General features: G+C 26.4%; 17 protein-coding genes. 2 read left to right on the forward strand and 15 right to left on the reverse strand.

Annotation, left to right across the window (positions count from 1 at the left end):
- Positions 1-5: 5 nt before the first annotated feature.
- The 14 genes from AACH12_RS06970 to argB all read right to left on the reverse strand — a co-directional run bounded on the left by AACH12_RS06970 (position 6) and on the right by argB (position 11,625).
- Positions 6-593 (reverse strand): lysophospholipid acyltransferase family protein, encoded by a 588-nt coding sequence (locus AACH12_RS06970; protein ID WP_338534715.1) that lies wholly within the window; start codon positions 591-593, stop codon positions 6-8.
- 23 nt (positions 594-616) lie between these two features.
- Positions 617-1,267 carry a (d)CMP kinase gene (gene cmk / locus AACH12_RS06975; RefSeq protein ID WP_338534716.1) on the reverse strand — a complete coding sequence of 217 codons (651 nt, stop codon included), beginning with the start codon at positions 1,265-1,267 and terminating at the stop codon, positions 617-619.
- 320 nt (positions 1,268-1,587) lie between these two features.
- On the reverse strand, positions 1,588-2,451 hold the full coding sequence (locus tag AACH12_RS06980; RefSeq protein ID WP_338534717.1) for a MurR/RpiR family transcriptional regulator: 864 nt from the start codon (positions 2,449-2,451) through the stop codon (positions 1,588-1,590).
- Positions 2,452-2,473: 22 nt separating this feature from the next.
- Entirely contained in the window at positions 2,474-3,004 is a 531-nt protein-coding gene (locus AACH12_RS06985; RefSeq protein WP_338534718.1) for a 2-oxoacid:acceptor oxidoreductase family protein, read from the reverse strand.
- Positions 3,005-3,006: 2 nt separating this feature from the next.
- Positions 3,007-3,828, reverse strand: a complete 822-nt coding sequence (locus AACH12_RS06990; protein WP_338534719.1) for a 2-oxoacid:ferredoxin oxidoreductase subunit beta — start codon at positions 3,826-3,828, stop codon at positions 3,007-3,009.
- Positions 3,821-4,963: a 2-oxoacid:acceptor oxidoreductase subunit alpha gene (locus AACH12_RS06995; protein WP_338534720.1), complete on the reverse strand. Its 1,143-nt coding sequence runs from the start codon at positions 4,961-4,963 to the stop codon at positions 3,821-3,823. The genes AACH12_RS06990 and AACH12_RS06995 overlap by 8 nt, the downstream gene beginning before the upstream one ends.
- Positions 4,956-5,171 (reverse strand): 4Fe-4S binding protein, encoded by a 216-nt coding sequence (locus AACH12_RS07000; protein ID WP_338534721.1) that lies wholly within the window; start codon positions 5,169-5,171, stop codon positions 4,956-4,958. The genes AACH12_RS06995 and AACH12_RS07000 overlap by 8 nt, the downstream gene beginning before the upstream one ends.
- A gap of 378 nt (positions 5,172-5,549) precedes the next feature.
- Entirely contained in the window at positions 5,550-6,008 is a 459-nt protein-coding gene (locus AACH12_RS07005) for a hypothetical protein (protein WP_338534722.1), read from the reverse strand.
- A 10-nt stretch (positions 6,009-6,018) separates the two neighbouring features.
- Positions 6,019-6,738: a pseudouridine synthase gene (locus tag AACH12_RS07010; protein WP_338534723.1), complete on the reverse strand. Its 720-nt coding sequence runs from the start codon at positions 6,736-6,738 to the stop codon at positions 6,019-6,021.
- Between the two features lie 24 nt (positions 6,739-6,762).
- Positions 6,763-7,323: an SMC-Scp complex subunit ScpB gene (gene scpB / locus AACH12_RS07015; RefSeq protein ID WP_338534724.1), complete on the reverse strand. Its 561-nt coding sequence runs from the start codon at positions 7,321-7,323 to the stop codon at positions 6,763-6,765.
- 14 nt (positions 7,324-7,337) lie between these two features.
- Positions 7,338-8,087, reverse strand: coding sequence for a segregation and condensation protein A (locus AACH12_RS07020; RefSeq protein WP_338534725.1), 750 nt, complete (start codon positions 8,085-8,087; stop codon positions 7,338-7,340).
- A gap of 32 nt (positions 8,088-8,119) precedes the next feature.
- Complete coding sequence (locus tag AACH12_RS07025; protein ID WP_338534726.1) at positions 8,120-9,364, reverse strand: tRNA nucleotidyltransferase/poly(A) polymerase family protein; 1,245 nt, start codon at positions 9,362-9,364, stop codon at positions 8,120-8,122.
- A gap of 198 nt (positions 9,365-9,562) precedes the next feature.
- The gene (locus tag AACH12_RS07030; RefSeq protein ID WP_338534727.1) at positions 9,563-10,756 is read right to left on the reverse strand and encodes an acetylornithine/succinylornithine family transaminase; all 1,194 of its coding nucleotides are present in this window, start codon (positions 10,754-10,756) and stop codon (positions 9,563-9,565) included.
- Positions 10,757-10,767: 11 nt separating this feature from the next.
- Positions 10,768-11,625, reverse strand: a complete 858-nt coding sequence (gene argB, locus AACH12_RS07035) for an acetylglutamate kinase (protein WP_338534728.1) — start codon at positions 11,623-11,625, stop codon at positions 10,768-10,770.
- A 283-nt stretch (positions 11,626-11,908) separates the two neighbouring features.
- Here argB and argC point away from each other — a divergent pair, with 283 nt between their 5' ends.
- Positions 11,909-12,955, forward strand: a complete 1,047-nt coding sequence (gene argC / locus AACH12_RS07040) for an N-acetyl-gamma-glutamyl-phosphate reductase (RefSeq protein WP_338534729.1) — start codon at positions 11,909-11,911, stop codon at positions 12,953-12,955.
- Positions 12,956-12,968: 13 nt separating this feature from the next.
- Positions 12,969-14,180, forward strand: a complete 1,212-nt coding sequence (gene argJ / locus AACH12_RS07045) for a bifunctional glutamate N-acetyltransferase/amino-acid acetyltransferase ArgJ (RefSeq protein WP_338534730.1) — start codon at positions 12,969-12,971, stop codon at positions 14,178-14,180.
- Between the two features lie 261 nt (positions 14,181-14,441).
- Here argJ and AACH12_RS07050 read toward each other — a convergent pair whose 3' ends face one another.
- A complete protein-coding gene (locus AACH12_RS07050) occupies positions 14,442-15,677 on the reverse strand; it encodes an EAL domain-containing protein (RefSeq protein WP_338534731.1) in 1,236 nt (411 codons plus the stop codon).
- Positions 15,678-15,700 lie beyond the last annotated feature (23 nt).

Raw genomic sequence — 15,700 nt, forward strand, 5'->3', positions numbered from 1 at the left:
CCTCTTTATTTTTTAATTGTAATTGACTTATATATATCATTTACAATATCTTGTGTCAATCTTTGATACTCATCATTTTCGATTTTTTTTCCGTAAAACTCACTGTAGTAAATAGGTTCATGGATAATAATTTTAATTTTAGAAAAAACTTTATATGTTGAATCTACAGTAATCGGTAGTATAGGTATTCTTGACTTTATTGCAATCATAGCAACACCAGGTTTTGCGAGTAAAGGTTTATTTGTTTTATTTCTAGTTCCCTCAGCAAAAATTAGAATTGCTTTACCTTTTTTTAATAATTTAAAGGAAGTTTTTATAGCCGATATATCATTTCCATCTCTATCAACTGGAAAACCACCAACTGCTCTAAAAAACAATCCAAATGGTTTAAATTTAAACAATTCTTTTTTAGCCATAAAGTGTATATTTTCTTTAATCGAAATACCAATAACTAAAGGATCAGACAAATTTATGTGATTCGAACAAATAATGTAACCAATATTACTTGGTATATTTTCATAACCTTCTATGTCAATTCTATAAAATATATTAAAAAATACTTTAATAGCCGTCTTTACGATAAATTTAAACATAAACCACCTTAGTTAAAACTAAATTAATTATTTATAATAGAAAGTAGTTTTAAAACTACTTCGTCAATATTCATAGTGCTAGTATCTATTTCAATTGCATCACTTGCTTTCGCTAGTGGGGATTCTTTTCTATTTATATCAGCTAAATCTCTTTGACTAATTTCTTTGTATATATTATCAAAATCAACTTCAATTTTTTTTTCTATCATTTCTTTATATCTACGATTTGCTCTTTCTTTAATAGAAGCATTTAAGAAAAATTTGAACTGAGCATCTTTAAGTACAACCGTACCTATGTCTCTACCATCCATAATAACACTATTATTATTAGCAATATTCGTTTGCAATTTTACTAAATGTTCTCTAACTTCTTTAATTGAAGCAACTTTTGAAACGAAATTACTTACATTAGGCATTCTAATCTCTTTTGACACATTAATCCCATCTAAAAAAATTATGTCTTTATCAAATAATATTTTAGTATTTTTCATCATGTCGACTATATCATTAATATTTTCTATTTTAATATTTTTATTTAAAATTTTATAAGCTATAGCTCTATACATAGCTCCAGTATCTAAATACATAATATTAAGTTTTTTTGCAATAATTTTTGCAATTGTACTTTTCCCAGAACCAGCTGGACCATCCACTGCAATTTTGTATATATTCATATTACCACCAGTAATGAATTTTTATTAACCTTATATATTATATACTAAATAAATAAAAATTACAAATGATTTTGTAATTTTTATTGCTTAAAAGCAAAATTTATTATTTAATATTAGTATTTTATCAAAAATATTTTATATTAAAAGAATCTAACCTTAATAAATGAATTTCTAAGATTCAGAGGGAGTTTTTACTCCCACTGAATCTTAGAAAACATAATCCAGGGCCTTTTTAGAGTTCTTTATCCCCACTTTTTTAAGAAGTGGGGGTATTAGAACTCTAAGGCATCGGATAAAATGATTAAGGTTAGATTTCATTATTAAATATTTGGATTATATATTTTATACTCATTCCAAAGATTCTCAAGATCATTGAAATTCTTTTCTACAGAATCTTTATTTTCTATACTTAAAGAAATTATTAATGCGTTAATTAAGCTCATTGGTGCTACAAGAGAATCAATAAAAGTGTTCATATTATATTTTGCTATAAGGCAATCATCAACAAGTTGGTATAGAGGCGAAAGTTCACTATCAGTTAATCCTACAAGTTTCGCTTTTCTACTTTTAGCAAAATTAACAATTTCAAAAGTTTGTTTAGCATACCTAGGAAATGAAATTGCAATTAATAAGTCGTCTTCACCTATCTTAAATAAATAATCAAAAACATCTTGTACACCTATTGAAATAATATTAACATCTTCTCTTATAAAATTAAGATAAAATCCTAAGTAATTTGCTAAAACTGATGAACTCCTCATCCCTAAAATATAAACACGTTTTGCCGAATGAATAGAATCACCAATTTTTTTTATTAAATCTTCATCAAGCATATCAATTGTTTTTTTTATATTATTTATATCATATGACATAATTTTTTTAATATAATTTTCACTTGGATCATTTTCTTTGGACAATTCAAACCTTTGAACTGTTGTAAGCTTAGTTTTTATGGACTCCTGTAAACCCTTTTGGAGTTTTGGATATCCATCATATCCAAGTGCGTTTGCAAAACGTACCACTGTAGATTCACTTACTCCTACAATATCACCTAAAACTGATGCAGTCATAAAAGCAACCTTATTATAATTTTCTAAAATATATTCAGCAATTCTTTTTTGACCTTTACTAAGTCTAATGTAATTTTCTTCTATTCTTATTAATAGATCATTTTTTTTATGCATATAATACTCCTTAAATTAAGATTTAAGCAAGTTTAAAACCTTCATATAAAGCACTTTTATTTAAATCTTCTGTACCTTTTGGAACTCTTGAAAGAATTGCTTTTTCAATACTTTCTCTTGAAACAACATCAGTAAGTGCAACAATAGCTCCAAGAGCAACAATATTTGAAACAATTGCTTTTCCGATAACTTCTTTAGCTATTTTAATAATAGGTGCTTTAACAATTTTCGCGGCTTTAATACCTTCTGGCAAGTTTACTGATTCATCTACTAATAGTATACCATCTTCTACAATTGTTTTTGCATATTTATCAGCAGCAACTTGAGTAAGAGCTAATACAAAATTTGCATGTTGTACTTTTGGGAAATTAATAATGTTTTTACTAATAAGCACTTCTGCCTTACTAGCACCACCTCTGGCTTCTGGTCCATAACTTTGAGATTGTATTGCATTTTTACCATCTAATATTGCAGCTTCTGCTAAAATTATACCAGCTAGTATAAGACCTTGACCACCAGAACCTGTTAATCTTAATTCAGTTTGATCTGACATTTTTAGTCCTCCTTATAAAATCTATCTATAATTTTTTCGTATTCTTCAGTATATTCTGCTTCAATTACATTCTTGAATTCACCCATTAAATGTTTTCCCTTTGTTTTTTCAAGTGGTAATTTTTCTGCTACTTTGTTATCAATAAATGAATCTTTTAAGAATTTCATCATATCAACTGCAGTACCTTTTTTATTTTTTCTACCATAATAAGTAGGACAAATGCTTACCGCTTCAACCAGTGAGAAACCTTTATGATCAAGTGCTTTTTCTATAAGTTTAGTTAATTGATTTGCATGATATGCAGTACTTCTTGCTGTATAAGTCGCACCAGCAGCGCCAGCTAAATTTACAATATCAAATGGTTTGTCAATATTTCCATGAGGAGCTGTTGTACCAAATTCATTTGTTGGTGTTGTAGGTGAATATTGACCGCCCGTCATACCATAAATATTATTATTAAATACAATTGTAGTGATATCAATATTACGTCTACATGCGTGTATTAAATGATTTCCTCCAATTGCAGAAGCATCTCCATCACCTGTAATTACAATAACTTTAAGTTTTGGATTAGCAAGTTTTATTCCTGTTGCAAAAGCAAGTGCTCTACCATGTGTTGTATGAAGTGTATTGAAGTCCATATAACCTGGAGCTCTTGATGAACAACCAATTCCAGAAACTATACAAACATCATCTTTATTGTAGCCTTTAGCATCAATTGCTTTTGTAATTTGATTCATAATTATTCCATGTCCGCATCCAGGACACCAAATATGAGGAAGTTTATCTAATCTATAAAACTTACTTACTAATTCACTATTCATGACTTAGTACCTCCTTAATTTCTTCTACTATTTCAATTGGAGCATATATTTCTCCATTTGCTCTACCAATATGAGACACTTTACTATTTGATTTAACAACTCTTTCAACTTCTAAAACTAGTTGTCCCATATTCATTTCACATACAAAAACATGACTAGCTTTTTTAGCAAGTTCAAGAGTTCTTTTAGCAGGATAAGGCCATATAGTAATTGGTCTAAAAAGGCCAGCCTTAATTCCTTGTTTTCTAAGTCTGTTTACTGCAGCGATTGAAGTTCTTGCAGTAGATCCATATGAAACTAAAAGAATATCAGCATCTTCAGTCATATATTCTTCGTATTTCAAGATATCATCTAAGTTATCATTTACTTTGTTAAGTAATCTATTTAACATAAAATCCGCATTATCAGTACTATTACTAGGAAATCCAGTTTCATCGTGGAACAATCCTGTTATATGATATCTATGTCCTGTTCCGAAATCAGCCATTCTTGGAACAATGTCTCCTTCACGAACTCCATACGCTTTGTATTCTTCTCCATCTACTGGCTTTAGTCTATCGTAAATTTCAATTTCCTCTTTTGTAGGAATTTCAATTTTTTCTCTCATATGTCCAATTACTTCATCAGTAAGGATTATTACAGGCATTCTATATTTTTCAGCTAAATTAAAAGCTCTTACAGTTTCATCAAATGTTTCTCTTACCGAACTTGGACATAAGGCAATTACAGGATGATCTCCATGTGTTCCCCACATTGCTTGCATAATATCACCTTGAGCTGGTGATGTTGGTAGTCCTGTACTTGGTCCACCTCTCATAACATTTACTACTACTAACGGTATTTCAGCAATAGAAGCGTATCCTAAATTTTCTTGTTTTAGCGAGAATCCAGGTCCACTTGTTGCAGTCATAGATTTAAAACCAGCAATTGATCCGCCAATGGCTGCCGCTATACCACCAATTTCATCTTCCATTTGAATAAATCTTCCATTAATCTTAGGAAGTTCAGTTGCAGAAATTTCTGCTAATTCTGTTGATGGTGTAATTGGATAACCGGCAAAAAATTTCATACCTGCAGCTAATGCCCCCATAACTAAAGCTTCATTTCCTTGCATTAATTTAATATTTTTACTCATTATCTACACCTCCAAGATAGATTGCTAAATCAGGACACCTAAGTTCACATTGTCCACATTTAATACAATTCTCTCTGTCTTGCATTTCAACTTTACCTTCACTGTCAAATCCAAGTACTTGTTTTGGACAAAATGCAACACATATGCCACAACCCTTGCACCAAGATTTATTAATTTTAACTTCAATATTTTCTCTGGAACTACTCATTTGTAAGCCTCCCTTAACAATTCTTCAATTAATGATACCATATCTAAATAATAATGCAAGTAAAATTGCATTATTATTTAGATATGCGAAAAAATGACGGATAACTTTCAAAACGTATAATAGACTTTAAGTATTACTGTATACATTTAAGAAAATTGATGCAAATATTCTTTCATTTATTATTGATATATACACAAAAATACATAAGCATTTTCAATACTTTTTTACAAGCCTTCTAATAGCCACTTTACAAAATAATTAATTTTAGACAAAAAAATTATTTGCATCAAAATGATAAAAAAAAAACGAAAAATTCAATTTTTTTCAAAATTTAAATTTTTCGTTTTTTTTTTATTTTTTCTACCATATTGTATCCAATTAATTTTTTTCTTTACTTTTACATGCCGTATCAAAAAAATTTGGAAGATTGGCAAAATAAATTACAGAATTTTTATCTAGATTAATATTAAATTTTTTCATAATTTTATTTTTACTGTTTTCTTTGTACAATCCTGTATTTATTAAGAATCCCTCATATTCTCTAGGAAGTTCAATAAATGCCCTTTTATAACTTTTTTTATCAATTAAATTTAGTATTGCTTTAATTAATCCATCGCCAAAATGCATACCTCTAAAATCATTTTTTATAAATAAAATATTAATAAAAGCTTCATCGTTATTTGTTATAAATGAGGATATTCCATAAACATTATCTTTTTCAACTAAAATCATTGTGTTTTCAGTGGTAATATCATCTGTTCTTGACATTAAAATTATACCAAATTCATTCACAATATTATTGATATCTTCTAATTCAGTTTTTCTTATTGTTATCATAAACAATCTCCTATAATGATTTTAAGTATTTAACTTCTTGTTTTGTCAAATATCTAAATTCTCCAATTTTAAGTTGACCAATTTTCATCTCACCAATACTAGCTCTATTTAATTCAATAACCGAATGGCCAACAGATTCTATCATCTTTCTAACCTGTCTATTTTTGCCCTCAGAAATCGTTATTTTAATCGTTGTAGTTTTTGCTGTAGTATTTGTAATTTCAATTACAGCGGGTTTTGTAACATAACCACCAATATTTACACCAGTTCTAAGATTATTTAGTTCAAATTTTGAAATTTTTCCTCTTACTAAAACTTCATACGTTTTTGTAACATGGTTTTTAGGGTGAGTAATCTTATTCGTCAGTTCACCATCATTTGTTAAAATTAATAATCCTGTTGTATGATAATCAAGTCTTCCAATGGGATAAATTCTCTCACTTATTTTGTTTTTTAGTAGATCAGTTACAATCGGTCTATTAAATTGATCATTAAGTGAAGTAACATATCCTTTTGGTTTATTAATAATAATGTAAACTTTATTTTCTTCTAATTTTATTATTTTATTTTTATAAGTAACTTTATCTAAAGTCATATCAACTTTAAAGCCTAATTCTTTTACTACTACGCCATTTACTGTTACATAGCCTTTAGTAATAAACTCTTCAGATTTTCTTCTTGATGCAACGCCGCACATTGCCATGTATTTTTGAAGTCTTATTTTCTCCATATTCCCCTACTTTATCTATTTATTTTATTCATTTTCACTATCATAAATATTACTAAAAATTTTACTATCGTTTTCAAATTCAGAAATATTTGGTAAATCTTTTAATGTTTGAAATCCAAAGGATTTTAAAAACATATTTGTTGTAGCAAAAATATTTGGTTTGCCTATCTTATCAAGTTTACCTTTTACTTCAATTAAATTCCTTTCAATTAAATTAGAAATTGCTTTATCAGATTTTACTCCTCTAATGTAATCTATCTCACCTTTAGTTATGGGCTGTCTGTATGCAACAATTGATAGAACCTCAATAGTAGATGGGGAAAGTCCTTTATTTTTTGATGTATTACACATAATTTCAATATATTTTGAATTGTTTGGTGTTGTAGAAAATTGGTACATACTATTGGCTTCAACTATTTGAATACCGCTTCCTCTCATTTTATACTCTACTGACAATTCATTAATTGATTCTTTTATTTTTTTAACATCTTCGTTTATTATAGATGCCAATTTTTTTGCGCTTATTGGATCTCCCCAAACAAATAATAACGATTCGATTATTCCTTTTATTTCTCTGCTACTCAATATGTCACCTCGTTCTAATCAGTAATTGATATTATTAAAATTTCTTCAAAAATTTTATCTTGAAAAACTTTTATACGGTTTAATTTTAATAATTCTAATAATGCTAAAAAAGTCACAATAATTTCTTCCTTTGTTTTATGAATTGAAAAAAGACTATCAAAAGAAATTCTCTTATTTAACTTGATTTTTTCTTTAATTAAATTAAGTTTTTCGTCAACTGTAAATTTATCTTTTTTAAGTTTTTCAAAAAACACTTTTCTTTTTTTATCTATTTCAGGCAAATTTAATATTAATTTTTTCATTGCATTTAAAAGAACTTCTTTATCCAAATCTTTATTTATTTCTTCAAGTGATTTATTTACAATAAACTTATTTAAATCCTCTTGATTTTTATAAAATGTATTTCCATATGCTAATTCTCTATCTTTAAAATAACTTGAAGCTTGTTTAAATTTAATATAATCAAGCAATTTTTCAACTAAATCGTTTCTAGGATCAACGTTGTCGAAAATATCACTAAAATCATCAATTGAACGTGAAGGCAATAACATTTTAGATTTTATTTCCAATAAAGTTGATGCCATAACAAGAAATTCACTGGTTTTATCCATGTTAAAGATATTTATTTCTGAAATATATTCCATATATTGATTTGTGATAATGCTAATTGGAATATTATGAATATCAATTTTATTAACTTTTATTAAATGTACCAATAAATCCATTGGGCCTTCAAAATTTTCTAGTTTTACACTGTATTCCATATTTCACCTTTCTATTAAATTTAAGATTTAGTTTACAAGAATTTATTTAGATCAAGGAGATTTTTATCCTTAATGTCACTTTTGTATATAGCTTCATTTATTTCTATTAATAGATTTTTTATTTGATGTTTATCTATCTCTATCCCAAATTTATTTTTTATTAAATCTTTGCTTGAAAAAAAATCAAGTTTACTGGCTTTTTTCTCTATATTTTGTGTTAAATCAATAAATTCTTTAGAAATAACTGCATTAAAAAAAATTTTTTTATCGTCATCAAAACGAGTGTAAACAAGAAAAAACTTATACTCATTTTCAGGGTCAATAAGTAAATTTATAAGATTATTGATTGATTTAATAAATTCTTTTTCTTTTGATTTTAAGAAATCGTAAACTTCTAATTTATTATTAGTAGTAAAATAGTAAAACAATTTAACTATAAATTTCTTATCAACACTAATATTATTAGCCTTTGCATAAGATATTGCTTCTATAAATTTTCCTTCTATGTTTTTAAATTTATTTTTATATAACCCAAATATTATACCACATAAATCAAATTTTATGTAATAATCGACTATTTTTTTAAAATTTTTCTCATTTAAATCCTTTTTTATTTCATTAATAAAACGATTATATGAAGTGTTTTGAAATGTTTTCTTATCTAATGTAGCATTTGTAAGTTGCTTTAAAGTTGTTTTCTCAAATTTGAATTCAAATCTTGAAAGGTATCTAATTGCCCTAAATATTCTTGTCGGATCTTGCGTGAAGGTATTACTATGTATAGCTCTAAGTTTACAATTTTTTATATCACTTAAGGATAAATTATGAGAAATAAGTTCACCAAAAATAATTTTTTTATTTAAAGAGTCAACAAGGAGTTTATAATATACTGAATTAATAGTGAAATCTCGTCTTATCAAATCTTCAGCTATACTATCAATAAAAATATTTGGTATGTCTCCATTTTTAGGATAAACTTCTCTTCTTGAACTTACAATATCAATTACAATAGATTGAAAAATAACAGAAATTGTATGAAAATGATCATTCTTAATAACTTTAAATTTCAACTTAGAAGTAAATAATTTCATTAGCTTTTCAGTATATTCAAGTACATCTGCTTCTACAACTAAATCAATATCCTTAGATTTAATTCCAAGCAAACTATCTCTAACAAATCCACCAACAACATAAATATTCACATTATTAATATAAAACAAATTAACTATATCGTAAATCACTTTATTCGTTTCTTTAGACAAATATGTAAAATTCATAATATTATGTATGATAAAATTTACAAATCAATATTTTTTAGAATAAATTACAGTAAAAAACATTTTATCATAACACTCCTTTTGTATATTATAACACACAATAAATGAAATTCTTAAGTCTTAAATTTTAAAAAAAGCTGACCTTATTATTGCAAAGTCAGCTTACTGTATGCGTTTAAAATAAAAGTATATAATTTTCTATTCATTTGATTTTGATATTTGAAAAAAAATATTATCTAATATTATTTTAAATTCATCTAGTGCTTCTTTATTTAGATTTAAGGGTGGTAAAATTCTTACTACATTATTACCTGCTCCAATTAATAATAATTTATTTTTAAATGCAATTTCAACTATATCATTATTTAATACATTTTCAATTATAAAACCCATTAATAACCCTTGTCCTTTTACTTTAACTGATAAATTATATTTAAGCGCAATTTGAAGTATGATTTCTTTTAAATCTTCACTAATCTTTTTTACATTTTTTAAAAATGTTTTTTTTGAAACTTGATCAATTATATTATTAGAAACACCACAAATAAAAGGATTACCACCAAAAGTAGAGCCATGATCACCATAGTCTAAAATATCGGCTTTTTTATTAACTAGTGTTGCACCAATTGGAAGTCCACCACCTAATCCTTTAGCTAAACAAAGTACATCTGGATAAACTTTATTTTTTTCAAATGCAAAAAAATTTCCCGTTCTCGATACTCCGCATTGTACTTCATCAAAAATTAGTAAACTATTATATTTTAAACACAGTTCCTTAGTTTTTAAAATATAATTTTTATCAACTAGATTGAGTCCACCCTCACCTTGGATTGGCTCAATAATAACTGCACTTATCTTATCATTAAATATATCTTCTAGCATTTTTATATTATTAAGTTCTATCTCTATGACTCCAGATAATAACTCATCGAACGGCACTCTATACCTATTTTGACCTGTAACAGAAAGAGCTCCGAGTGTTCTTCCGTGAAAAGAGTTTTTCATATAAATGATATTTTCTTTATTGTTTAATTTACCAAATTTTTTTGCAATTTTAAGCGCTGTTTCAACAGCTTCCGTACCACTATTTGAAAAAAAAACACTTTCCATATTTGAAAGGCTTGTTAATTTTTCCGCTAGCTTTATTTGTTCCTTGTTCCAATAGAGATTAGATATATGAATTACTTTATTTGAATGCTCTTTTATTGAATCTAAAATTAATGGATTTGAATGTCCTAATATATTTACAGCTACACCACTTACAAAATCAAGGTATTTATTGTCGAATTCATCATAAAGATATGCTCCATCTCCTTTAACAAAGCATACATTTTTTCTTTTATATGTTTTCATAATTTTACTATTTTTTTCATAAATTTTTTCTTTAGTCATATATCTTCCTCCTATATATATATCATAGTTCCAATACCACCATATGATAAAACTTCAATTAAAAGTGAGTCTTTAACATTACCATTAATAATATGTGCTGTTTTTCTAGTTGAACTAACTGATTTATAACAGCACTCTAGCTTGGGATACATACCACCATTTAGTTTATTATCATTCAAAATTTTTTCTACTTCATCTAAATTAAGTTTAGAAACAAACGAATCTTTGTCATTTATATTTTTATAATAACCATCTACATCTGTCAGTAGAATCAATTTTTCGCTTTTTAATTCACTTGCAATGCTTCCTGCTACTTGATCAGCATTTATATTAAATGTTTCTCCATTTTTATTAAATCCAATTGGTGAAATTATCGGAATAATCCTTTCTTTAAGAAGAAGTCTAATTAGATTAAGGTTTAATCCATCAATTTCACCTACCATCCCAATATCTATGTCATTTATTAAGCTCTTTTTTGAGCAACTTATCATTCCACCATCTTTTCCATTTAATCCTACTGAAGTTACACCAATATTATTTAATTTTAAAGTAATGTCTTTATTGATTTTGCCACTTAATATCATTTCTATTTCACTGATATGGTTTTCACTTGTTATTCTGTATCCATTTATAAATTCAGATTTAATGCCAACTTTAAGTAATCTTTTAGATATTTCTTTACCACCTCCATGTACCAGTACAATATTAATTCCAATTGAATATAAAGTTTTAATATTACTGCAAATACTCGTAAATATTTTTTCATCACTAATTTGTGTTCCGCCGATTTTGATAACAAAAATTTTATTTTTAAATTGATTGATGAAATTAAGAGCCTCAATTACATTATCAGAAAAAAATTTATTCATATCACACCTCTTTTTAATTTTCTACTTGCATAATTATTAATATTAATGTATATTATTCATAATTATACATGGTTTTAATAATAAATCAATAAAAAATATAATTTTTTTTAGCAATTTACTATTATGAATTTTAATAAAAATAGCAATAATTTATAATATATACAGCATTTTAGCCATGTGAACGAAATTCTTAATGAGTTATTCAAGAAATACACAAAATTATATACAGTGATAAATCATTAATACGAGTGTATAAATATACTGATATTGAATGGAGGTTTTTATGAAAAATATCGTAATTATAGGAGCAACTGGCTATGCAGGCCAGCAATTAGTATCAATACTACTAAAACATAAACACATTAGAATAAGTATGATAATTTCAAATTCACATGTAGGTAAGCTTTTTAGTGATGTAATTGGTAAATTCCGCGGTGCAACTGATTTGAGATGTAGTTCTCTAGATGATTTGTATAAGAAAATTAATGATATTGATTTAGTATTCTTAGCGCTTCCTCACGGTAAATCTAATAAGATCATTAATAAATTAATACAAATAAATAAGAAAATTAAAATTATTGATTTAGGTGCAGATTTTAGGTTAGAAAAAAATTCTGATTTTCTTAAATGGTATAATTTCACACATGAAAATACTAATTTGATAAAGAAATTCAAATACTGTATTCCAGAACTTCACAGAGATAGATTAAGAAATTCAAATTATATTGCTAACCCTGGATGCTATCCAACTTCAATTCTTTTAGCAATTGCGCCTGTAATTTCTAATAAAAATATTTTAATAGATAAAGTAATATGTAATTCACTTTCAGGCGTTAGCGGTTCAGGCAGAAACCCATCATATAGTAATTCATTTTGCGAAATTAATGGATCAGCTAAAGCATATTCAATTGGTGAACATAGGCATCTATCTGAAATAGACCAGCAATTAAAAATTATGAGTAAAAATATTAAAACTATACAGTTTACACCACACTTAATACCCATTAATAGGGGGATTATTTCGACTATAACAATAACACTAAAAAATGAATTAGATATTGATTCAAATTTAAAAGAATTATTTAGAGAATTTTACAGTGATGATTCCTTTATTAAAATATCACAAAACGAACCTTCACTAAACGAAGTATGCAATACCAATAATTGCATACTATACCCATATTATGATAAGCGAACTAACAATATTGTTATAATCTCGATAATTGATAATTTAATCAAAGGTGCTGCTGGTCAAGCAGTTCAAAACATGAATATTTTAATGAATTATAAGGAAAATACAGGATTAAAATTTCCCGTAATTTTCCCATAAATTGGAGGTAATTATGAATATTATTAAAGATACATTAATCAAAGTAAAAGGATTTGAATTTTCTGCAATGCATTCTGGTGTAAAAAGAAAAAGACGTGATATTTGCTTAGTCAAATGTGCAAAAGGAAGCATAAGTGCAGGAACATTAACTACAAATATATCAAGAGCAGCACCAGTGGAATTTACAGCTAAATCTTTGAAGAAAAAAAACGTAAGTGCTATACTTGTAAATAGCGGAAATGCTAATGCTTGTACGGGAATAAAGGGAATAGAAAATTGTAAAGAAATAATTAAAAAAGTATCTGAATTAATTAATTGTGAAAAAGAAGAAGTCATTATATCTTCTACAGGAATAATTGGAAAACAACTTGAGATGAATAAAATTCTACCATCTCTACCTATTTTAAAAAAAAATTTATCGGAAAAAAATATTGATTTACTTCCAGAAAGTATAATGACAACTGATACGTTTGAAAAAAAATCTTCTATAAGATTTGAAAGCGAAAATCTAAACTTTAATATAAGTGGTTTTTCTAAAGGCTCTGGTATGATACATCCCAATATGGCAACAATGCTAGCTTTTGTTTTTACTGATGTAAACATTGATAAAAATCTTCTAACTAAAGCGACTAAAGAAATTGTAGAAGACACTTTTAATATGATTTCGGTTGATGGAGATACTAGTACAAATGATATGTTTTTAGTAACATCCTCTTGTAAATCAAAGAATAATAAAATTACTAGTGAAAATGAAGAATATTCTATTTTTAAAGAATCACTTTTTATGATTGCTAAAGATTTATCTATAATGATTGCTAGAGATGGAGAAGGAGCAAGTAAACTATTGATATCTAATATAATAGGCGCTTCGTCAAAAGAAAATGCAAAATTACTTGCAAAATCAATAATTTCCTCAAATCTTGTGAAAGCTGCATTTTTTGGAAATGATGCAAATTGGGGCAGAATTATTTGTGCAATGGGATATAGTGGAGCGAAATTTAGTCCCTCAAATATTAATCTAAATTTGTCTAGTAAAAAGGGAAATATTGAATTAATGAAAAAAGGTATTCCGATTGATTTTTTAGAAGATAAAGCACTTAATATATTAACAGAAAGCGAAATTGAAATAAATGTTGAACTTAAAGAAGGTCAATATAACGCAACTGCATGGGGATGTGATTTGACATATGACTATGTAAAAATTAATGGTGAATATAGAACATAGTTATTTGCATGATAATTAAAATCAAATTAGCAATTTACTAATTAAAAAGTTTCTATTACTTAAACAAATAAGAAATAGAAACTTTTTTTTATACGACTCCTTAGAGTTCTAATACCCCCCACTTTTTAAAAAAGTGAGTGATAAAGAACTCTAAAAAGGTCCTGGATTATGTTTTCTAAGATTCAGTGTGAGTAAAAACTTCCCCTGAATCTTAGAAATTCATTTATGCTTAATTAATTAGAAATTAAAATTACTTATAAATTATTTATATAAATAATTTATAAGTGTATTATAGTTTATATTTAAACATAATATATAGTTAGAATCTCCTAATTCAACATATGTAGAACTACCTATACAAATATTGTTAGTAAGTAAGGATTTATATGGTTTTGTGACCCATATATCTAAAAATGAACTTTCAAGCATTGTAAAAATTTCTTTAGAAGAAAAATCGCTTCCTATATTGTACACATTAAAAATCGGAGAACTTTTAACATTAAATTTATCATAATTTATGATTGTATCATTCACTTGGTAGCCATCTTTATTTAGTATCCAAATATTTTCAATAAAATTATATTTCAAAAAAATTTCTGATGTTTTCAAATTAATTTTATCAAATTTCGAACCACCTAATACAGAAGCAAATTCTTTTGTAAAATTTATTATTTTTGTGTTTATAATTCTTGAATTCTCAATTTCTACTTCTTTTTCAGTATAATGAGACAAAATCATTGAATGAAAATCTTTAATTAATAAATCTAAATGAATTTCTTCAACTGAAAGAGGTTTAGAAACATAGAAACCTTGCATAAATTGAATATTATTATCAATTGTCTCAACTACATCCTCAACAGTTTCTACTCCCATTGCAACAAGAAGAATACCAAGGTTTTCACTTATATATTTAATGAATTTTAGTAAATTTTTCCTATAATTATCATTAGAAACATTTCTTAGATTAAATATATTAATTTTTATTATATCAGGTGAAATATATAGAATTTTATCTAAATTTAAAAATCCAGATCCAATATTATCAAGACAAATATAGAATTTCCTTTTCCTAAAATACTTTGCAAACTTAATTGCAGATATTATGCTTTCTTCATTAGTTGGATTTATATCGAAAACAATATTACTGTATGGAACTTTAAACTCATCCGCAATTGTAGAAATATAATCAGTTTCCATGCAAAATTCATACATATATTCACTTATGTTAATAAAAAGAAGTAAACTTTTTTGTCTATTAACAATCTCTGAAAATTTTTTGAGTGCTTTATAAATTAAAAGTTTTTCTAATTCATCTAATAGTCCATGCTTTTTAGCTTCTTTAAATATAGTTGAAGCTGGTATATATTCTCCGTCTTTACTTATACCGCGGCTGAGTGCTTCAATACCAGCAGCATAATCCTCGTTTGGAGATATTACTAGTTGAAATAATATTTCTATTTTTTTATCTTTTATTAGCGACACAATATCGGTATTCATTTTACACCTACTTTCTAAAAGGA

The organism is Helicovermis profundi, assembly GCF_033097505.1.
GTDB classification, from domain to species: Bacteria; Bacillota; Clostridia; order Peptostreptococcales; family Acidaminobacteraceae; genus Helicovermis; species Helicovermis profundi.